The organism is Actinomadura sp. NPDC049382 (genome assembly GCF_040677125.1).
Lineage (GTDB): Bacteria > Actinomycetota > Actinomycetes > Streptosporangiales > Streptosporangiaceae > Spirillospora > Spirillospora geliboluensis.
Window position 1 is genome coordinate 14,202 of sequence record NZ_JBFARO010000013.1, and the last position, 18,933, is coordinate 33,134.

Here is an 18,933-nt window from a genome sequence, read left to right on the forward strand (position 1 = left end):
CCCGGTCGCGCGGGCGCCACGCAATGCGATTATCCCTGCCCGCGCCCGGCGGGACGAATCGATCAAATGAGTTTTGACTCACAATGTGACCTGCGCGTCCCGGGTTTGTCGGGCCGGCCGGGGCATTGACGTGCGGCGACGATGCGCGCCCGGGTGCCCGTCCCGGCCGCGCGCAGTGACGCGGGGGTCGCGTCCGGGCGGCCGAAGCGCGGCCGTTCCTTTCGCGGCGCGACGGAAAAGGGATAAGCGGGTTGCGGCGGTTGAACGGGGCTATGTCGCTTGCGTCCTCATTCGGCCGTTTTTCACGGTGAACCGGTGGCGCACCGGGGTCGTCGCGGACCCGCACCGGCCCGCGCCCCCGCCGGGCCCGCGCCGGTAGATTCGACTCGCCCGCGGCCGCGATCGGGCGGCCGGCGGCGAGGACGGGAGCGCCCATGCGAGTCGAACTGCTCACCGTCGGGGACGAGCTGCTCCTCGGCGACACGGTCAACGGCAACGCGGCGTGGCTGGGCCGGCGGCTGGCCGACCACGGCGTCGAGGTGACCCGCAGCGTCGTCGTCGGCGACGAGCTCGAGGTGATCGTCGCGGCGGTCGAGGCGGCGCTCGGCCGGGCCGACGCGGTGATCACCACCGGCGGCCTCGGCCCCACCTACGACGACCTCACCCGGGACGCGCTCGCCGCGGCGGCCGGGGTGCCGCTCGTCCGCGACCCCGACCTGGAGGCGCGGCTGCGCGAGCGGAGCGCCCGCGCCGGCCGCGAGCTGCGCCCGATGGCGCTGCGGATGGCCGACGTCCCGAAGGGGGCGGGGGTGCTCGCCAACTCGGCGGGCTCGGCGCCCGGCCTGCGCGTCGAGCTGCCCGGCGGGGTCGTCTACGCGCTGCCCGGCGTCCCGTTCGAGATGCACACGATCATGGACGAGACCGTGCTGCCGGAGCTCGCCCGGATCGCGGGCCTGCCCGCCGTCGCGCGCCGCACGCTGCGCACCGCCCGGCTGTGGGAGTCGGTCGTCGCGACGCGGCTCGCCGAGGTCGAGGCGATGGACGGGGTGCGCCTGGCGTACCTGCCCGACCCGGCCGAGGTGAAGATCCGGATCACCGTGGCCGGCCCGGACGCCGCCCGCCGGCTCGCGGACGTGGAGGCCCGCGTCCGCGCGCTCCTCGGCACGGCGGTCTACGGCGCCGAGGACGAGACGCTGGACCGGGTCGTCCACCGGCTGCTCGCCGAGCGCGGCGCCACCGTCGCCGCCGCCGAGTCGCTGACCGGCGGGCTCATCGGCGCGGAGCTGACCGCGATGCCGGGCTCGTCCGCCACCTTCGCGGGCGGCATGGTGACGTACGCGACGGAGACCAAGCACCGGCTGCTCGGCGTCCCGGCGGAACTGCTCGCCGAGCACGGGGCCGTCCACCCGGACGTCGCCGCCGCGATGGCCGCGGGCGTCCGCGACGCGCTCGGCGCGACCTACGGGGTCGCGGTGACCGGTGTCGCGGGCCCCGAGCCGCAGGACGGCCATCCGGTGGGAACGGTCTATATCGGCGTGGCCGGACCCGGCGATTCGCGAACTGTGGTCAGTCCGAAACTCCCCGTGCCCGGCCCCGGCCCGGAGACCCGCGCGGTGCTCCGGCGGATGACCGTCGTGCACGCCCTTGAGCTGCTGAGACGCGTGCTGCTGGGGCTTGACGCCGCGGAGGAGAGCGAGGAGGCTCAGGCAGATCGGGAAGACCGGGACTGATTACAGCGTTACGTTCCGAGCGAACACGAAATCAACGGTCTGCCATGGCCGCCGTCAAGGCGGGTACGGTGGAACCGGCAGATGGTCCGAACTGAGGGAGGGAGCGAGACGATGGTCCTGCTTCGCCAGCTGCTCGGTGACGTACTGCGGCAGCTGCGGCTGCGCCAGGGACGCACCCTCCGTGAGGTGTCCGCGGCGGCGCGGGTGTCACTCGGCTATCTCTCCGAGGTCGAGCGGGGTCAGAAGGAAGCCTCCTCGGAGCTGCTCTCCTCGATCTGCAAAGCACTGGGCGTCCCGCTGTCGCACGTGCTGAGGGAGGTCGCGGATCAGCTCGCCCTCGCCGAGCTGCAGCACGAGCCCGTCATGGCGGGCGCGCCCGAGCACGAGCGCATTCCGGCCGAGAGCATTCCGGAGACGCCGGAGGAGATCACCGGGGAGTTCCGCGCCGACATGGTCGCGGCCTGACCCGGCCCGCGCGGCGTTCATGCCCGACCCGGGGCCGCGGGTGTGCGCGGTCTCACGCATGAACGCGGCATTCCCGGGGATCTTCCCGTGTTGTAGCGGATAACCGTAACGACGCGGAAGGAGCCCGATAATGGCGAGGGTCAAGAGCCCGCTTTCGGACGAGGCCGCCAAGGTCGTGGGGGAGGCCCTGCAGGGCTCGCTCATCGACCTCATCGACCTGTCCCTGGTGGCCAAGCAGGCGCACTGGAACCTGACCGGGCGCAACTTCAAGGTCGTCCACGAGCACCTGGACGAGGTGGTCGCCCTCGCGCGCACCGGCCAGGACGACGTGGCCGAGCGCGCCGTGGCGATCGGCGTGAACCCCGACGGCCGCGCCCGCACGGTCGCCGACCGCACGCAGCTCCCGCAGCTGGAGGCCGGGTACCTGGACGACGACAAGGTCGTCGCCGCGGTGACCGACACGCTTGCGCAGATCATCGGGCGGTTCCGGGAGCGCATCGCCGCGACCGACGAGCCCGACCAGGTGACCCAGGACCTGCTCATCGGCATCACCGCCGAGCTCGAGAAGCAGCACTGGATGTTCCAGGCCCAGACCTGACCGAGCGGCGACCGGTTCGGCGTCGCGCCGCCGCGATCCCGGCGCGAAGCGGTCCCGGCCGCGCTGTGGCCCCGGCACCCGCCCTCCCGGCGGGTGCCGGGGCCTTTCCGCGCCCGGACGTCACGTGCCGCCGCGCAGATGGGCCAGGACGGTGTCGGCGAACTCGACGGCGAGCGGGCTGAGGGCGTCCCAGCTGCGCGCGGCCCAGCCGGCGGCGAGCGGCGGCAGGTCCGGGACCGGGACCAGCCGGACGTCCCCGGTGCCCCGCCCCCAGCCCGGCAGCGCGGGCAGGATCGCGTGCCCCAGCCCGAGTTCGGCGAGCAGCAGCGCGGTGTCCCAGTCGGCGACGCTCGTGGTGGACGCCAGCCGGACGCCGTGCCGTTCGAGGTGCATCTCCAGGTGGACGCGCGACGTGGAGTGCGCGGGCAGCTCGATGTGCCGGATCCCGGCCAGGTCGTCCAGCGCGATCGACGTCCGCTCCGCCAGCGGGTCGCCCGTGTGGACGGCGAGCATCCACGGCAGCTCGTAGGCGGCGCGCTGCTCCACGCCCTCCAGCGCCGGGCCGATCGTCACCCAGGCCAGGTCGGCCGTGTGGGAGCGGACGGCACCCAGGCAGCGCCGGCTGGATCCCGCCGTCTCGAACTGCAGGGCCGCCTCGGGGTGCCGCGCGCGGAACGCCGCCACCCCCGCCGCCATGAAGTGCCGGACGGTCGTGGCGCCGGTCGCGACCCGGACGGTGCCGCCGACGCCGCGGCGCAGGTCGTCCAGGTGGCGCAGTGCGGCGTCCAGGCCCGCCAGGCCGTCCGTCGCCGCCCGGTGCAGGATGCGCCCGGCCCGGGTGGGCACCACGCCGCGCGGACGCCGCTCCAGCAGGACGAGCCCTGTCTCCCGTTCCAGCCGCTTCACGTGCTGGCTGACGGCCGACTGGCTGCACGACAGGTCGCGCGCCACCGCGCTGAGGTTGCCGGCCGCGCAGACGGCGGTGAACACGCGGAGGTCGTCCAGGGTCATGTGCCAAAGCTAGAGCTGGGAGATCGATAAGGAAACCCGAGAATTGACTTAGAACGGTCACCGATCGAAGATCTTCCTACGGGCGCAGGATCCGGCGACCCGGTCAAGCGGCGACCCGCCCGGGGCCCGGGCTCCGGGCGGGCGTCGACCGCCCGGACCTCCCCGGCCCGCTAGCCCGCGGCGGGCTGGCAGCGCGGGCACCAGAACGTGACCCGCTCCCCGGCCTGCTCCGCGCGCTCGATGCGCGTCCCGCAGCGCCGGCAGGGGCGCCCGGCGCGCCCGTACACCCAGTGCTCCCGCCCGCGGCCCCGGTCGCCGGTGGTGATGTGGCCGTGCCGCTCCTTGTTGGCGTCCAGGAGCCGGTGAGACAGCTCCACGAGCGCCGGGAGGTCGGGAACGTCCCGTATAGGCGTCCACGGGTTGACGCCCCGCAGGAACAGGACCTCGGCCTTGTAGACGTTGCCGATCCCGGCGAGCCGCGTCTGGTCGAGCAGCGCCTCGCCGACGGCCCGGCCGGGCTGCTCGCCGAGCCGAGCCGCGGCCTCCGCGGCCGGCTCCGGGCCCCACGACGGGTCGAGCAGGTCGGGTCCGAGGTGGCCGACCGCCGTGTCCTCCTCGGCGGTGCGCAGCAGCTCGACGAGGCCGAGCGAGTAGCCGACCGCCTGCCACTGCGCGTTCGCCAGCACCAGCCGGACCCGGTGGTCGCGGGGCGGCGGCCCGGCGCGGCGGATCTGCCAGCGCCCCTCCATCAGCAGGTGCGTGTGCACGGTGAGCCCGCCCTCGACGCGGGTGAGCAGGTGCTTGCCCCGCGAGACCGACTCCAGCACCGTCCGGCCGCGCAGGTCGGCCGTGGCGAGCCGGGGGACGCGGAAGTCCGAGCGCGTCAGCACCCGCCCGGCGAGCGCCTCGCGCAACCGCCGGGCCGTCCACCAGACGACGTCGCCCTCCGGCATGGCTCAGATCAGCGAGGGGCTCTCCCAGGCGGACGGGTCCTCGGTGAGCTTCTGGACGGCGGCGGGCAGCTCCCCGGCCGCGATGTGCGCGAGCGTGACCTGCTCCAGGATGGCGCGCTCGCTGGCGCGCAGCGCGATCCACACCTCCTGCAGGGAGCGCGCCGGCCCCTCGTACCCGACGTGCTCGGGGCGCTCGCCCCGGACGCCGAGCAGCGGCCCGTCGATGGCGCGGATGATGTCGGCGAGGGAGATCCGCTCGGCGGGCCGCGCCAGCCAGTAGCCGCCCTCGGGGCCGCGCTGGCTCCGGACGAGGCCGGACCGGCGCAGCTGGCCGAGGATGTTCTCGAGGAATTTGGGCGGGATCTGCTGGGCCTCGGCGAGCTGTACCGCGGTCACCGGGTGGCTCCCGGCGACCGCCAGCTCGGCGGCGGCACGCAGCGCGTAGTCGACCCGGGCGGACAATCGCATGTACGCATTATCCCTTGTCGGACGAACCACTCGGGCCCCGCGGGGGTGGTGCGGGCCCGCGGGTGGAACGCGGCGCGCCCGCCGGAACCGGGCTCCTTGTCCGGCGGGCGCGCCGCGGGCTCAGCCGGCCGGGGCGAGGCCGAGGAGTTCCGCGGCGGCCTGGGCGTTGGCCGCGGCGGCGCCGTAGGTGGCGAGGTAGACGGCCGATCCGGGGCGCCAGACGGGCAGCCCCATCTCGACCACGACCGTGTCGGGACGGGCGGTCAGCAGCGCCGTGGCGAGCGCGCGCTGCCGGGCGTGCCGGTGCGCGTCGCGCAGGACGACGACCAGGCCGCGCCCCTTGGCACGGTCCAGGACGCGGTCCGCGGCCCCGTCCGCGCCGTCGGTCCGGACGGCGTCCGGCGCCCACGGGTGCAGGCCCCACGGGGTCGGGCCGACGGCGATGTTGCCGGACGACTCCGTCTCCACGACCAGCGGCGGGCCGTCCCAGCCTGGGAGCGCTCCCGTTACCCGCACGGCGCGGCGCGCCGCCGCGAGGCCGGCCGCGCGGTCCACCGCGGCGGGGACGGGCTCGGCCAGCCAGTCCCGCAGCAGCGCGGTGCGCTCGGCCGCCGCCGCCAGCCGCGCGACCGGCAGCCGCCCCGTCCGCACCGCCTCGTCGATCGCGGCGAGGGTCGCCTCGACGGTCTCGGCGCCCTCCTTGGGGCCGAGGCAGAGCAGGTCGGCGCCCGCGATGAGCGCCCGCACGGACGCCTCCGGGATGCCGATCGCGCCGCTCGCGCCCTCCATGTCGAGCGCGTCGGTGACGATCACGCCCTGGTAGCCGAGGTGGTCGCGGAGCAGCCCGGTGATCGCGGCGTGCGACAGCGTGGCGGGCGTGCCCGCGGTGATCGCGGGCAGGTTGAGGTGGCCGGTCATCACCGCCCGGGTGCCGGCGGCGATCGCGGCCCGGAACGGGACCAGCTCGCGGCGGTCCAGCAGCTCCAGGTCGGCGTCGACGAGCGGCACCGACAGGTGCGAGTCGTCCACCGTCGCGCCGTGCCCGGGGAAGTGCTTGGCGCAGGCCGCGACGCCCGCCTCCTGCGTCCCGGTGACGGCCGCGGCGGCGTGCCGGGCGACCAGCTCGGGGTCGGAGCCGAACGAGCGGGTCCCGATCACGGGGTTGTCGTCGGCGGTGTTGACGTCCACCGACGGCGCGAAGTTGAAGTTCACGCCGACCTCGGCCAGCTCGGCGCCGAGGGAGCGGTAGACGCGGCGGGTCAGCTCGGGGTCGTCCACGGCGCCGAGCGCGGCGTTGCCGGGGTAGGGGCTGCCGGTCGCGTGGCCGCCCAGCCGGGTGACGTCGCCGCCCTCCTCGTCGATCGTGACGAACGGGTTCCCGGCCTTGCGCATCTGCGCGGTGAGCGCGGCCAGCGACTCCGGGCTCGGCACGTTGCCGGTGAGGGCGAACAGCGTGACGCCGGCGAGGCCGCCCTCCAGCTCGTCCAGCAGCCAGCGCGGCGCGGTCGGCCCGGGGAACGACGGGAGCAGCGTGCCCCGCGCCAGCCGGGCGATCTCCGCCGTGGTCGCGATGTCGTCGGTCGTCACCCCTTCACCGCCCCGGCGGTGAGGCCGGACACCATGCGGCGCTGGACGAGCAGGAAGAAGGCGATGACGGGAATGGTGAGCAGCGTGGACGCTGCCATGATGGGCCCCCAGGCGTTGCCGCTGCGGCCGAAGAAGAACTGCAGCATGATCGGCAGGGTGTACTTGTCCTGGTCTTCCAGGAACGTGTAGGCGAAGATGAACTCGTTCCAGGCGGTGATGAACGAGAAGATGCTGGTCGCGACGAGTCCGGGCGCGACCAGCGGGAGCAGGACCGTGAAGAAGGTCCGGACCGGGCCGGCGCCGTCGATCTCGGCGGCCTCCTCCAGCTCGCGCGGCACCGCGGCGACGAAGCCGCGCAGCATCCAGATGGCGAACGGCACGGCGAAGCCGATGTAGACGAGCGCGAGCCCGCCGAGGCTGTTGAGCAGGTCGAGCTGCTTCAGGTCGAGGAACAGCGGGATGACCAGCGCCTCCAGCGGCACCATCTGCACCACCAGCAGCATGACCAGGAAGGTCGTCCGGAACCGGAAGCGGAACCGGGCGACGGCGGTGGCCGCCATCAGCGCGAGCAGCCCGGACGCGAGGACGGTGATGAGGGCGAGCACCGCGCTGTTGCGGAAGTACTCCCAGAAGGAGACCTCGGCGATGCCGCCGTTCAGCACCAGGTCGAAGTGGTCCAGCGTCGGATGGGCGGGGAGCGGCTTCGGCGTCGTGCTGAAGATCTCGGTGTTCGGCTTGAACGCGGTGGACGCCATCCAGAAGACCGGGAACACCGCGATGAGGAAGACGAGGATCCCCGTCCCGTTCAGCAGGATCCTGCGCGGCAGCGAGGGCTTCATCGCGTCTCTCCCTGTCGGACCATGACCCGCACGTACAGGGCGGTGACGATGAGCAGGATGAACGTGAGCACGAGCGCGATCGCCGAGCCCATGCCGAGCTTCGGATTCAGCGACCCGAACGCCTCGGAGTAGGCGTAGAGCGACAGGTTGAACGCGTCCCGGTTCGCCAGCCCGGACATGATGAACAGCTGGGTGAAGACCTTGAAGTCCCAGATGATCGACATGACGAGCAGCACCATGAAGATGGGCTTGAGCATCGGGTAGGTGATGCTCCAGAACGTCCGCCACGGGCCGGAGCCGTCCACCCGCGCCGCCTCGTACAGCTCGCCGGGCACGCTCTTCAGCCCGGCTAGGACGGACACGGCGACGAACGGGCACGCCTGCCACACGACGCAGACGGTCAGCACGGTGTAGGTGGACAGCGGGGTGGCGAACCAGTTGTGGTCGGCCCAGCCGCCGCCGACCAGGAAGTCCGGCAGCAGGTCCAGGCACCAGTTGACCAGGCCGCCGGTGGTGCCGAACAGCCAGCTGAAGATGATCGCGGCGGTGACCGGCGGGGTCGCCCAGGCGACCATGACGCCGCCGGCGACGAAGCCCGACATCTTCTTGCCGAGCTTGTTGAGCAGCAGGCCCACGAGCGTCCCGACGAGGAGCGTCAGGCTCACCGCGACGACGGCGAACAGCACCGTGTGCCGGAGGGTCTGCCAGAAGAACGGGTCATTGAGGATCTTGTCGAAGTTCTCGGTCCCCACCTGCTCGGCCGGTTCGCCGCGCAGCTGGCGGTTGCCGACCTTCTGGAACGACATGACCCCGATCTGGATCATCGGCCAGAACATCAGGACGGCGATCACGAGCACGGTCGGCGCGATCAGCAGGTAGGGCCCGAGGCGGGGCCGGCGGCGGGGCCGCGCCCGGCCGGAGGACCTCCGGCCGGGCGCTCTGCCCACCGCGGGGGCGGTGTCGAGCATGGACGTTCCGATCAGCCTGGACTACGGGTTCAGCAGCGTGTTGGCCTGCTCGTTCGCCTTCTTCATCTCCTCGTCGGCGTTCTTGCCCTGCATGATCGCCTTGACCGTGTTCGGCAGCACCTTCTTGGCCTGCTCGAACTCGGCCCAGCCGGCGCCGATCGGCGGGAACTTGGTGTTGCCGGCGATGTCGGTGAAGATCTCCAGCTTGGGGTCGGAGAACTTCACGTCCGACCGCATGGACGAGAAGCCGCTGTAGTCGGCCCACGCCTTGGCGTTCTTGGCGTTGTTCAGGACGGTGATGTAGTCGAACGCCGCCTTCTTGGCCTTGCTGTCCTTCCAGACGGCGACGTCGGAGCCGCCCGCCATGACCGGGGCGTTGCCGCCGGCCTTGCTCGGGATGGGGAAGACGCCCCACTTGTCGGCGTCCTTCTCGGAGATCTTCTTCATCTCCTTGAGCGCCCAGCTGCCGTCGATGTACATGCCGAGCTTGCCGAGCGCGAAGTCGCGCTGCGGGCCCTCCAGCTCGTTCTTGCCGATGTACTTCTCGGGCGCGACCTTCTCGGTGGCGACGAGGCCGGCGTAGAACGTGGCCGCCTCGACCGCCGCGGGCTGGTCGAGCTGGCCCTTCCAGGCGCTCCCCTCCTTGACCGCGACCTCGCCGTTGTTGCCCCAGATGAAGCTCAGCAGCGCGTTGGTCTGGTCGCTCGGGATGCCGATGCCGGGCACCTTCTTGGAGTCCTGCACCTTCTTGGCCGCCGCGGTCAGGTCGGCCCAGCTCTTCGGCGGCTGGATGCCGAGCTCCTGGAACCAGTCGGTGCGGTACCAGACGCCGCGGACGCCGCCGTACCACGGCACCGCGTAGATCTTGCCGTTCGAGGTGTCGTTCTCGAGCGCCGTCTTGTTCAGGGTCTTGCCGTCGGCCCAGCCGTTGAACTCGTCGGTGACCTCGGCCAGGCTGCCCTGCTCGATGTGGGACTGGACGTCGGTGTTGCCGAGCTCGGTGACGTCCGGGCCCTCACCGCCCGCCGCCGCCTTCTGGAAGGTGGTGGCGACCTGCGGCCAGGGGACGTACTTGATCTGGACGTCGGTGTTCGGGTGCTTCTGCTTGAACTCGGTCTCGACCGTGTCGAGGAACTTGGTCTGCTCGGGCGTGCCCTCGCCCATCATCCAGACCTTGAGCTGCGCCGGGTCCTTGCCCGCGCCGGCCTCGTCCTTCTTGTCGCCGTCGCCGCCGCAGGCCGTGGCGGCCAGGGCGATCGCGGCCGCCGCGGCCGCAACCTTGATGTACTTCACTGGGGGTTCCTTTCCGGCATCGCCTCGCGCGGCCTTATGGCCTGCGTGCGAGGGAGACGGCCCGGACCCTTTAGGGTCCTGGCCATGCCCACCTCGCGTTCGCATCGCTCGCGGGCGCCCTGCTCGCCAGTCCGCGCACTGCGCGCGCCCCCGGTCCGGGGTACCGGACCGGTCGGCGCTTGGGCGTAAACTAACAAGAAACTTTCCTAAACAAAACTGCTCGTTAGCGGATTGAGACATCGAGGGGGCCGGCATGGCCAGACGCCCGGGAACGCCGAGGCTGCTGCGTGAGCTCAACGACCGCGCGGCGCTGGACCTGCTCGTCGAGCAGGGCCCGCTGACCCGTGCGCAGATCGGCGAGCACACCGGGCTATCGAAGGTAACCGCATCCCAGCTGTTGTCGAGACTGGAGGAGCGCGGGCTGGTCTCGGTCGTCGGTGAGCAGGCCGGAGGGCGCGGGCCCAACGCCGCCCTGTACGCCGTCGTCCCGTCCAGCGCCTACGTCGCCGGGCTGGAAGTGGGGCCGGACGGCGTCACCGCCGGCGTCGCCGACATCACCGGGCAGCTCACCGCCCAGGTGACCGTCGACCCGAACGGCGCCGACGAGCCGGTGAAGGTCGTGCACAACGCCGTCGTCAAGGCGTGCCGCTCCGCCAAGGTCGCGGTGTCGAAGCTGAGCGCCTTCGTCATCGGGACGCCCGGCGTCGTCGACCCCCGCTCCGGCGACGTCCAGTTCTCCTTCGACCTGCCGTCCTGGCACGAGGGCGTCCTCGCCGCGCTGAAGACCGACCTGCGCCGGCCGGTGACCATAGAGAACGACGTCAACCTCGCCGCGATCGCCGAGCGGGCCTACGGCTCGGCGCGGGATGCCGACGACTTCGCGCTGATGTGGTTCGACCGCGGCATGGGCCTGTCGGTCATGCTCGGCGGCCGGCTGCACCGCGGCCGGTGGGGCGGCGCCGGGGAGATCGGCTACCTGCCGGTTCCCGGCGCGCCGCTGCCGCTCGGCGCCGCCCGCCGCGGCCCGCGCGACGAGCAGGGCGTCACCGAGTCGACGACCTGGGGCATCCCCACGCTCGCCGGCGGCTACGGCGCGCTGGTCGGCGCGGACGCGGTCCGCGCCCTCGCCCACGAGCACGGGATCACCGAGGCCACCGCGTTCGACTGCGTCAGCGCGGCCGCCGCCGACGAGGCGCTCGGCGGCGCGTTCCTGGACGCGCTCGCCAACCGCATCTCCTACGGCGTCACCTCGGTCAACATCGTGCTGGACCCGGGGCTCGTCGTGCTGTCGGGCAGCCTCGGCCGGGCCGGCGGGCGGCCCCTCGCCACCCGCATCGAGCGGATCGTCGGCCGGATCAGCCCGACCCGCCCCGAGGTCGCCGTCACCGAGGTCGAGGGCAACCCCGTGCTGCGCGGCGCCCTGTACGCGGCGCTGCAGCAGGCCCGCGACGACGTGTTCTCGGCGGACGGCGCGTCCTAGCGGGCACGCCGGTGAAACGCGAAACGCGAAGTGCCCCCGCCGCCCGGCGGGGGCACTTCGCGTTACAGCCTGTTCGGGGCCTACTTGGCGGCCGCCGCCGCGACGGCGGCCTCCTTGTGGCGCCGCGGGTCGTTCAGCGCGCGGTCGATGACGGTCTGGCTGATGATCTGTCTCTTGCGCCGGAGCGCGGCGGCCTTCCGAGCCGTAGGTGTCATGGCGAAACCCCGTTCCGCGGTGGCGCTTCCCCTCGGCCACCGCAAACCCCGTGATGCCCTCATGCTCTCAAAGGAGAGGGGGCCGCGGGATCCGTCCGAGGAATGAATTCGAGGTCAGACCAACTGTGGAGATCACCCTGGTCCGCGGGCGGGGTTCCCCTGGGATCATGGAGGGGAACGACCGTCCCGTACCCGCCGTTGGGGGAACCGTGAGCGAAGAACCAGGGGCCCGCCGTGGCGCTGCGTGACCGGCTGCGGCGGCTCGTCCAGAAGCCCGGCAGCGTCGACCTGGCGCCCTTCCGCGCCCTGGTGGCGGAGGCGGGCGCCCGCGAGGCGCGGGTCCGGGAGCTGTCCGACGCCGAACTGACCGCGGCCGCGGCCGCCCTCCGCGAGAAGGAGGACCTCGCGGAGCTGTGCGCCCTCGGCCGGGAGGCCGCCCGCCGGACGCTCGGGGAGCGGCCCTACGACGTCCAGCTGACCGGGACGCTCGCGCTGCTGTCCGGGCACGTCGCCGAGATGGCCACCGGCGAGGGCAAGACCCTCTCCGGGGCCCTCGCCGCCGCCGGGTACGCGCTGCGCGGCCGCCGGGTCCACGCGATGTCGGTCAACGACTACCTGGCCCGCCGCGACGCCGAGTGGATGGGCCCGCTCTACGCGATGCTGGGCGTGACGGTCGCCTGGGTCGGCCAGTCGTCCACGCCGGACGAGCGCCGCGCCGCCTACCGGGCCGACGTGACGTACGCGCCGGTCAGCGAGGTCGGGTTCGACCTCCTCCGGGACCGGCTCGTCACCGACGCCGCCGACGCCGTGCTGCCCGAGCCGTCCGTCGCGCTGATCGACGAGGCCGACTCGGTGCTCGTGGACGAGGCCATGGTGCCGCTCGTCCTCGCCGGCGCCGCCGACCTCGACGCCGCCGACCCCCGGTACGCCGACCTCGCCCGGCGGCTGCGCCCCGGCCTGCACTACGCCACCGACGACGAGGCGCGCAACGTCCAGCTCACCGCCGCCGGGACCCGCGAGGTGGAGCGCGTCCTCGGCCTCGACCTGTACGCCCCCGAGAACCTGCGCACCCTCACCGCCGTCAACGTCGCCCTGCACGCCGAGGTCCTGCTGCACCGCGACGTGGACTACATCGTCCGGGACGGCGCCGTGAAGCTGATCAGCGAGTCGCGCGGCCGGGTCGCGCTGCTGCAGCGCTGGCCGGACGGCCTGCAGGCCGCGGTCGAGGCGAAGGAGGCCCTCGAAGCGTCCCCGAGCGGCGAGATCCTCGACTCGATCACCGTGCAGGAGCTGATCGGCCGCTACCCCGTCCGGTGCGGCATGACCGGCACCGCGATGGCCGTGTCCGGCCAGCTCACCGAGTTCTACGGGCTGCAGATCGCGGTGGTCCCGCCGAACCGGCCCTGCGTCCGCGACGACCGCCCTGACCGGCTCTACGCGACCGCCGCCGACAAGGAGGTCGCGATCGTCGAGGAGATCGCCGCCGCGCACGCCGCCGGGCGCCCGGTCCTGGTCGGCACCGGCGACGTCGCCGAGTCCGAGCGGCTCGCCCGCAGCCTCGCCCGCGCCGGGCTCGACCGGGTCGTGCTCAACGCCAAGAACGACGCCGAGGAGGCCGCGATCATCGCCGAGGCGGGCGCGTACGGCGCGATCACCGTCTCCACCCAGATGGCGGGCCGCGGCACCGACATCCGCCTCGGCGGCAGCCCGTCCGCCGCGCCCGGCACCGCGCCCGCCGACGCGGCCGGCGCCGACCACGACCGGGTCGCCGAGGCGGGCGGCCTGCTCGTCATCGGCACCGGCCGCTACCACAGCAGCCGCCTGGACGGCCAGCTCCGCGGCCGCGCCGGCCGGCAGGGCGACCCCGGCGCCTCGGTCTTCTTCACCAGCCTCCAGGACGACCTCGTCACCCGCTACGCCCCCGACGAGACGAGCAGGGCCGCGGCTGGCGACGACGGGCTGATCACCGACAAGGGCGCCCACTGGATCGTCGGCCACGCCCAGCGCGTCGCCGAAGGCGTCGACCTCGAACTGCACCGCAACACCTGGCGCTACAACCACCTCATCGGGCTGCAGCGCCGCGAGCTGCTCACCGAACGCGACGCCGTCCTGAACGGCGACGCCGCCGACCGCGCGATGGCCGACGCCGCGCCCGCGAAGCACGCCGAGCTCACCAAGACCGCCGGCGCCGACGCGGTGGCCGCCGCCGCCCGCCAGATCGTCCTCTACCAGCTGGACCGCTGCTGGGCCGAGCACCTGGCCTTCCTCGCCGACCTGCGCGAGGGCATCCACCTGCGCTCCCTCGGCCGCGGCCTCGACCCGCTGGTGGAGTTCAACCGGGAGGCCGTCCCGGCGGGCAAGCGCCTCCTCGGCGACGCCCGCGCGCGGGCCGTCGCCGCCTTCGAGGGCCTCACCGCCACCGAGGACGGCATCGACCTCGACGCCGCCGGCCTGAAACGCCCCTCCGCGACCTGGACCTACCTCGTCCACGACAACCCGTTCGGCTCCATGGACGAGCGCGCCCTCCGCGGCCTGATCGCCATGTTCAAGCGCCGCCGCTGACCGAGCCGGCGACCCGGACCGCCGGGGCGGGCGCGATGCCGATCCGGGGTCAGGTGCGCAGGCGCAGGCCCCTGGGGGTCGGGTGGAAGCCCGCCGACTCCAGGGCGGCGGCCAGCGGGGAGTCGTTGATCGACTCGCCGTCGGCGCGCTCGACGGTCAGCTTGCCGAGGGCCCCCTCGCGGACGGCCAGCGCCAGCGCGTCCACCGCCGGCTGCAGGACGTCCGGGTCGTCGTCCCAGGTGAGCAGGGTGCGGCCGCCGCGCTCGACGTAGAGGACGAGGCGGCCCTCGACGAGCACCACCAGCGCGCCCGCCTTGCGGCCCGGCTTGTGGCCGCTCGCGACCTCGTCGTCGCGCCCCGGCCACGGCAGCGCCGCCCCGTACGGGTTGGCGGGGTCGGCGGCGGCCAGCACGAGGGCGCGGACGTCGGGTCTGCGGGGCGTCTCCCAGAGCGCGGAGATGTCGTCCGGGGGAGCGGACGTCGGGCGGAGCGCGCGGAGGCGGTCGACGGCGCCCGGCAGGGCGAACTGGGCGGCGCCCAGGCCCTCCACGAAGTAGCCGCGGCGGCAGCGGCCCGTCTCCTCGAACGCGCGCAGCACCGGGTAGACGGCGGAGAAGCCGCCGGGGGTGCGCTCGGCGGCGACGGCGCCGCGGATGACGATGCCGTACCGCTCCAGGAGCGCCTCGGCGAGGGCGTGCGAGCGCAGCGTCGCGGTGGCCTCCCGCGCGGGGAGCGGCCACCAGCGCCCGGCGACCGTCGGCGGGCCCGTCCGGGACGGCAGCACGGGCCGGCCGCGCCGCGTCGTCCGGGACCGGTGCGTCGGGCGGCCGGACCCCAGCGCGGCCCGCAGCGGCGCCATCGTGTCGTTGGTGAGGTGCCCGGACCACACGAGGTCCCACACGGCGGTGACGAGGTCGGCGTCGCCCGCGGTGACGTCCGCGTTCACCCGGTCGGACAGCGTGCGGAAGAAGTGGGCGCCGCCGTCGCCGAGGGCGTCCAGGACCGCCTGGTGCACGGGCGTGAGGGTGATCTCCGCGGGCTCCGGCATGAGCAGCGGCGCGGTGTCGGCCAGGTAGAGCGCCACCCAGCCGTCGCCGCCCGGCAGCCCGCCCTGCCCCGCCCACACGACCTCGCCCGCGGACGTCAGCTCGTCCAGCATGGCGGGGGTGTAGCCGGCGACGCGGGACGGCAGGACCAGCGACTCCAGCGCCGACGCCGGGACGGCCGCGCCCTGCAGCTGCTCGACCGCCTGGACGAGCGCGTCGATGCCGCGCAGCCGCGACCCGCCCGCGATGCCGTGCCAGACCGGCAGGAAGCGGCCGAGCGACTCCGGCGGGGACGGCTCCACCTCGGCGCGGAGCCGGGCCAGGCTGCGGCGCCGCAGCATGCGCAGGACGCCGGCGTCGCACCACTCGGTCGTCAGCGGGCCCGCCACCGCCTCGACCGGCAGGAACTCGCCCTCCACGACCCGCCCCGCGCCCGCCAGCCGGCGCAGCGTCTCGGTGACCACGGCGACGCCCAGACCGAAGCGGGCGGCGGCCCCGGCCGCGCGGAACGGCCCGTGCGTGCGCGCGTACCGCGACACCAGGTCGCCGAGCGGGTCGTCCACCGGTTCGAGGAACGCCTCCGGGACGCCCACCGGCAGCGGCGCGCCGAGCGCGTCGCGCAGCCGCCCGGCGTCCTCGATCGCGGCCCAGTGCTCCTCGCCCGCGATCCGCACCCGGATCGCCCGCCGCGTGCCCTCCAGCTCCACCAGCCATCCCGCCGCCTCCGAAGCGGCGGGCGGCGGCGACTCCGGACCGTCCGGCGGGTCGGCGGGGACGAGCGCGCCAGAATCGTCCACCGCGAGCGCGCCGTCGCCGGTGTCCGGGCGGCCGCGCGCGGTGGAGAGCGTGCGGTCGGCGACCTCCGCCGTGGTGAGCGGGCCGAGGGCGCGGAGCAGGTCGGCGACGCCCTCCAGGTCGCGGGCGCGGCGGTCGGGCGCGAGGCGCTGGAGTTCGCGCTCGGTGTCGGCGACCGCGTCCGGGTCGAGCAGCTCGCGCAGGTCGGCCTGGCCGAGGAGCTCGGCGAGCAGCGCCGAGTCGAGCGCGAGGGCCTGGGCGCGGCGCTCGGCGAGCGGGGAGTCGCCCTCGTACATGAACGCGCCGACGTAGTGGAACAGCAGGGAGCGGGCGTAGGGCGACGGCTCGGGCGTCTCCACCTCGACCATGCGGACCTTGCGTCCCGACAGGTCGCGCATGAGCTGCACCAGGCCCGGGACGTCGAACACGTCCTGCAGGCACTCGCGCATCGTCTCCAGCACGATCGGGAACGACGGGTACTTGCTCGCGACGGCGAGCAGTTGCGCGGCGCGCTGGCGCTGCTGCCAGAGCGGCATGCGCTTGTCGGGACGGCGCCGGGGCAGCAGCAGCGAGCGGGCGGCGCACTCGCGGAACCGCGCCGCGAACAGCGCCGAGCCGCCCAGCTCGTCGACGACGACGCGCTCGACGTCGTCGGCGTCGAAGACGGCGAGGTCGAGGCTGGGCGGCTCGTCCATGTCGGGGATGCGGATGACGATGCCGTCGTCGGCGTGCATGGCCTGGGCGTCGACGCCGTACCGCTCGCGCAGGCGGCCCGCCATGGCGAGCGCCCAGGGCGCGTGCACACGCGCGCCCAGCGGGGAGTGGACGACCATCCGCCAGTCGCCGAGCTCGTCGCGGAACCGCTCGACGACCATGGTCCGGTCGTCGGGGACGTGCCCGGTGGCCTCGCGCTGCTCGCCCAGGTAGGAGACGAGGTTGGCGGACGCCCACGCGTCCAGCCCGGCGGCGGACGCGCGCTCTCGCGCCCGCTCGGCGGGCAGGCCGGCCAGCTCGCGGGTGAACGCGCCGAGCGCGCGGCCCAGCTCGGCGGGGCGGCCGAGGGTGTCGCCGTGCCAGAACGGCAGCTTGCCGGGCTGGCCGGGCGCGGGCGAGACGAGCACCCGGTCGGGCGTGATGTCCTCGATGCGCCACGAGCTGGCGCCGAGGACGAACACGTCGCCGACGCGGGACTCGTAGACCATCTCCTCGTCCAGCTCGCCCACCCGGGAGGACTTCTCGCCGACGAGGAACACCCCGAACAGGCCGCGGTCGGGGATCGTCCCGCCGCTGGTCACGGCGAGGCGCTGCGCGCCGGGGCGGTCGCGCAGGAGGCCGGTGACGCGGTCCCAGACGAGGCGGGGGCGCAGCTCGCCGAACTCGTCGCTGGGGTAGCGGCCGGCGAGCATGTCCAGGCACGCCTCCAGCGCCGAGCGCGGGAGCGTCGCGTAGGGCGCGGCGCGCTTCACCAGCGATTCGAGGTCATCGACGGCCCACTCGTCCATGGAGACCATCGCGACGATCTGCTGCGCGAGGACGTCGAGGGGGTTGCGCGGGTAGCGCAGCTCCTCGATCTCGCCGCCGCGCATGCGCTCGGCCACCACCGTCGTCTGGACGAGGTCGCCCCGGTACTTGGGGAAGATGACGCCCTTGGACACGGCGCCGACCTGGTGGCCCGCGCGCCCGACCCGCTGGAGGCCGTTGGCCACCGACGGCGGCGACTCCACCTGGACGACCAGGTCGACGGCGCCCATGTCGATGCCCAGCTCCAGGCTGGACGTCGCCACGACCGCCGGGAGGCGCCCCTCCTTCAGCGCGTTCTCGATGCCGGCCCGCTCCTCCTTGGACACCGAGCCGTGGTGCGCCCTGGCGATCTCCATGGGCGCGCCCCTGGCGGCGCCCGCCTGCGCCATCGTCGCGGCGGGGGAGTGGTCTTCGGGCAGGGGCTCGCCCGTCGCGCGCTCGTAGGCGAGTTCGTTCAGCCGTCCGCAGAGCCGTTCGGCCAGCCGCCGCGAGTTCGCGAACACCAGCGTCGAGCGGTGGGCCTGGATGAGGTCGAGGAGGCGGTCCTCGACATGGGGCCAGATGCTGCGCTGGCGGGGGTCGGCCGCACCGGCGTCGTCCACGAACTGGCCGACCTCGCCCATGTCCTCCACGGGGACGACGATGTCGAGGTCGAACACCTTCTCCGACGGCGGCTGCACGACCGCCGCCGGCCGGGGCCCGCCGAGGAACGCCGCCACCTCGCCGGCGGGGCGGACGGTCGCCGACAGGCCGATCCGCTGCGCGGGCCGTTCGAGCAGCGCGTCGAGGCGTTCGAGGGACAGCGCCAGGTGCGCGCCGCGCTTGGTGCCCGCCACGGCGTGCACCTCGTCGACGATGACGGTCTCGACGCCGCGCAGCGACTCGCGCGCCCGCGAGGTGAGGATCAGGAACAGCGACTCCGGCGTGGTGATCAGGATGTCCGGCGGTTTCACGGCGAGCCGGCGGCGCTCGTCGGCCGGGGTGTCGCCGGACCGCATCCCCACCCGGACGCCCGGTTCCGGCAGGTCGAGCCGCCGCGCCGCGTGCCGGATGCCCGTCAGCGGGGCGCGCAGGTTGCGCTCGACGTCGACCGCGAGCGCCTTCAGCGGCGACACGTACAGGACGCGGCAGCGCCGCAGCGGGTCGTCGGGGACGGGCTCGGTGGCGAGCCGGTCGAGGGACCACAGGAACGCCGCCAGGGTCTTGCCGGACCCCGTCGGCGCCACGACCAGCGTGTTGTCGCCGCCCGCGATCGACGCCCACGCCCCGGCCTGCGCGGGCGTGGGCGCGGCGAACGCCCCGGAGAACCAGGCGCGGGTCGCCGGGGAGAAGCGTTCGAGCACGTCACCGCCCATGGCGCCATCCTGCCTCGCGGGTCCGACAGAACGCGCGGGAGTGGTGG

General features: G+C 74.1%; 14 protein-coding genes. 5 read left to right on the plus strand and 9 right to left on the minus strand.

Annotated features, from left to right (window positions below; genetic code table 11):
* The first annotated feature begins 434 nt into the window (after nt 1-434).
* From AB0K34_RS11370 to AB0K34_RS11380, 3 genes are all read left to right on the plus strand, one after another.
* Nucleotides 435-1,730, plus strand: coding sequence for a CinA family nicotinamide mononucleotide deamidase-related protein (locus AB0K34_RS11370; RefSeq protein ID WP_138633388.1), 1,296 nt, complete (start codon nt 435-437; stop codon nt 1,728-1,730).
* 111 nt (nt 1,731-1,841) lie between these two features.
* Nucleotides 1,842-2,195: a helix-turn-helix transcriptional regulator gene (locus tag AB0K34_RS11375; protein ID WP_138633385.1), complete on the plus strand. Its 354-nt coding sequence runs from the start codon at nt 1,842-1,844 to the stop codon at nt 2,193-2,195.
* Between the two features lie 130 nt (nt 2,196-2,325).
* Nucleotides 2,326-2,793 (plus strand): DNA starvation/stationary phase protection protein, encoded by a 468-nt coding sequence (locus AB0K34_RS11380; RefSeq protein WP_138633382.1) that lies wholly within the window; start codon nt 2,326-2,328, stop codon nt 2,791-2,793.
* A 120-nt stretch (nt 2,794-2,913) separates the two neighbouring features.
* On the opposite strand, the gene AB0K34_RS11385 is transcribed toward AB0K34_RS11380, so the two are convergent.
* The 7 genes from AB0K34_RS11385 to AB0K34_RS11415 form a co-directional block, all read right to left on the minus strand.
* A complete protein-coding gene (locus AB0K34_RS11385) occupies nt 2,914-3,804 on the minus strand; it encodes a LysR family transcriptional regulator (RefSeq protein ID WP_138633379.1) in 891 nt (296 codons plus the stop codon).
* A gap of 170 nt (nt 3,805-3,974) precedes the next feature.
* Nucleotides 3,975-4,757, minus strand: coding sequence for a DNA-formamidopyrimidine glycosylase family protein (locus AB0K34_RS11390; RefSeq protein ID WP_138633376.1), 783 nt, complete (start codon nt 4,755-4,757; stop codon nt 3,975-3,977).
* 3 nt (nt 4,758-4,760) lie between these two features.
* Entirely contained in the window at nt 4,761-5,225 is a 465-nt protein-coding gene (locus AB0K34_RS11395; protein WP_138633373.1) for an Rrf2 family transcriptional regulator, read from the minus strand.
* 120 nt (nt 5,226-5,345) lie between these two features.
* Nucleotides 5,346-6,812 carry a glycoside hydrolase family 3 N-terminal domain-containing protein gene (locus AB0K34_RS11400; RefSeq protein WP_240807137.1) on the minus strand — a complete coding sequence of 489 codons (1,467 nt, stop codon included), beginning with the start codon at nt 6,810-6,812 and terminating at the stop codon, nt 5,346-5,348.
* Entirely contained in the window at nt 6,809-7,651 is an 843-nt protein-coding gene (locus AB0K34_RS11405; RefSeq protein ID WP_171068821.1) for a carbohydrate ABC transporter permease, read from the minus strand. Before AB0K34_RS11405 ends, AB0K34_RS11400 begins: the two co-directional genes overlap by 4 nt.
* A complete protein-coding gene (locus AB0K34_RS11410) occupies nt 7,648-8,619 on the minus strand; it encodes a sugar ABC transporter permease (protein WP_138633370.1) in 972 nt (323 codons plus the stop codon). Before AB0K34_RS11410 ends, AB0K34_RS11405 begins: the two co-directional genes overlap by 4 nt.
* A 21-nt stretch (nt 8,620-8,640) precedes the next feature.
* Nucleotides 8,641-9,912 carry an extracellular solute-binding protein gene (locus AB0K34_RS11415; RefSeq protein WP_364547624.1) on the minus strand — a complete coding sequence of 424 codons (1,272 nt, stop codon included), beginning with the start codon at nt 9,910-9,912 and terminating at the stop codon, nt 8,641-8,643.
* A gap of 253 nt (nt 9,913-10,165) precedes the next feature.
* On the opposite strand from AB0K34_RS11415, the gene AB0K34_RS11420 reads away from it, so the two are divergent.
* Nucleotides 10,166-11,392 (plus strand): ROK family transcriptional regulator, encoded by a 1,227-nt coding sequence (locus AB0K34_RS11420; RefSeq protein WP_138633365.1) that lies wholly within the window; start codon nt 10,166-10,168, stop codon nt 11,390-11,392.
* Nucleotides 11,393-11,472: 80 nt separating this feature from the next.
* On the opposite strand, the gene AB0K34_RS11425 is transcribed toward AB0K34_RS11420, so the two are convergent.
* Nucleotides 11,473-11,607 (minus strand): hypothetical protein, encoded by a 135-nt coding sequence (locus tag AB0K34_RS11425; protein WP_268843210.1) that lies wholly within the window; start codon nt 11,605-11,607, stop codon nt 11,473-11,475.
* A gap of 240 nt (nt 11,608-11,847) precedes the next feature.
* Between AB0K34_RS11425 and secA2 the strand changes: the two genes are divergently transcribed.
* On the plus strand, nt 11,848-14,169 hold the full coding sequence (gene secA2 / locus AB0K34_RS11430) for an accessory Sec system translocase SecA2 (protein WP_364547725.1): 2,322 nt from the start codon (nt 11,848-11,850) through the stop codon (nt 14,167-14,169).
* Between the two features lie 49 nt (nt 14,170-14,218).
* Here secA2 and AB0K34_RS11435 read toward each other — a convergent pair whose 3' ends face one another.
* Nucleotides 14,219-18,886, minus strand: coding sequence for a DEAD/DEAH box helicase (locus AB0K34_RS11435; protein ID WP_364547627.1), 4,668 nt, complete (start codon nt 18,884-18,886; stop codon nt 14,219-14,221).
* Nucleotides 18,887-18,933: the final 47 nt, after the last annotated feature.

What these genes read in the sequence shown, in the direction of transcription:
- AB0K34_RS11370 (WP_138633388.1), top strand. Translation starts at nt 435, where the DNA reads ATGCGAGTCGAACTGCTCACCGTCGGGGACGAGCTGCTCCTCGGCGAC.
- AB0K34_RS11375 (WP_138633385.1), top strand. Translation starts at nt 1,842, where the DNA reads ATGGTCCTGCTTCGCCAGCTGCTCGGTGACGTACTGCGGCAGCTGCGG.
- AB0K34_RS11380 (WP_138633382.1), top strand. Translation starts at nt 2,326, where the DNA reads ATGGCGAGGGTCAAGAGCCCGCTTTCGGACGAGGCCGCCAAGGTCGTG.
- AB0K34_RS11385 (WP_138633379.1), bottom strand. Translation starts at nt 3,804, where the DNA reads ATGACCCTGGACGACCTCCGCGTGTTCACCGCCGTCTGCGCGGCCGGC.
- AB0K34_RS11390 (WP_138633376.1), bottom strand. Translation starts at nt 4,757, where the DNA reads ATGCCGGAGGGCGACGTCGTCTGGTGGACGGCCCGGCGGTTGCGCGAG.
- AB0K34_RS11395 (WP_138633373.1), bottom strand. Translation starts at nt 5,225, where the DNA reads ATGCGATTGTCCGCCCGGGTCGACTACGCGCTGCGTGCCGCCGCCGAG.
- AB0K34_RS11405 (WP_171068821.1), bottom strand. Translation starts at nt 7,651, where the DNA reads ATGAAGCCCTCGCTGCCGCGCAGGATCCTGCTGAACGGGACGGGGATC.
- AB0K34_RS11410 (WP_138633370.1), bottom strand. Translation starts at nt 8,619, where the DNA reads ATGCTCGACACCGCCCCCGCGGTGGGCAGAGCGCCCGGCCGGAGGTCC.
- AB0K34_RS11420 (WP_138633365.1), top strand. Translation starts at nt 10,166, where the DNA reads ATGGCCAGACGCCCGGGAACGCCGAGGCTGCTGCGTGAGCTCAACGAC.
- AB0K34_RS11425 (WP_268843210.1), bottom strand. Translation starts at nt 11,607, where the DNA reads ATGACACCTACGGCTCGGAAGGCCGCCGCGCTCCGGCGCAAGAGACAG.
- AB0K34_RS11435 (WP_364547627.1), bottom strand. Translation starts at nt 18,886, where the DNA reads ATGGGCGGTGACGTGCTCGAACGCTTCTCCCCGGCGACCCGCGCCTGG.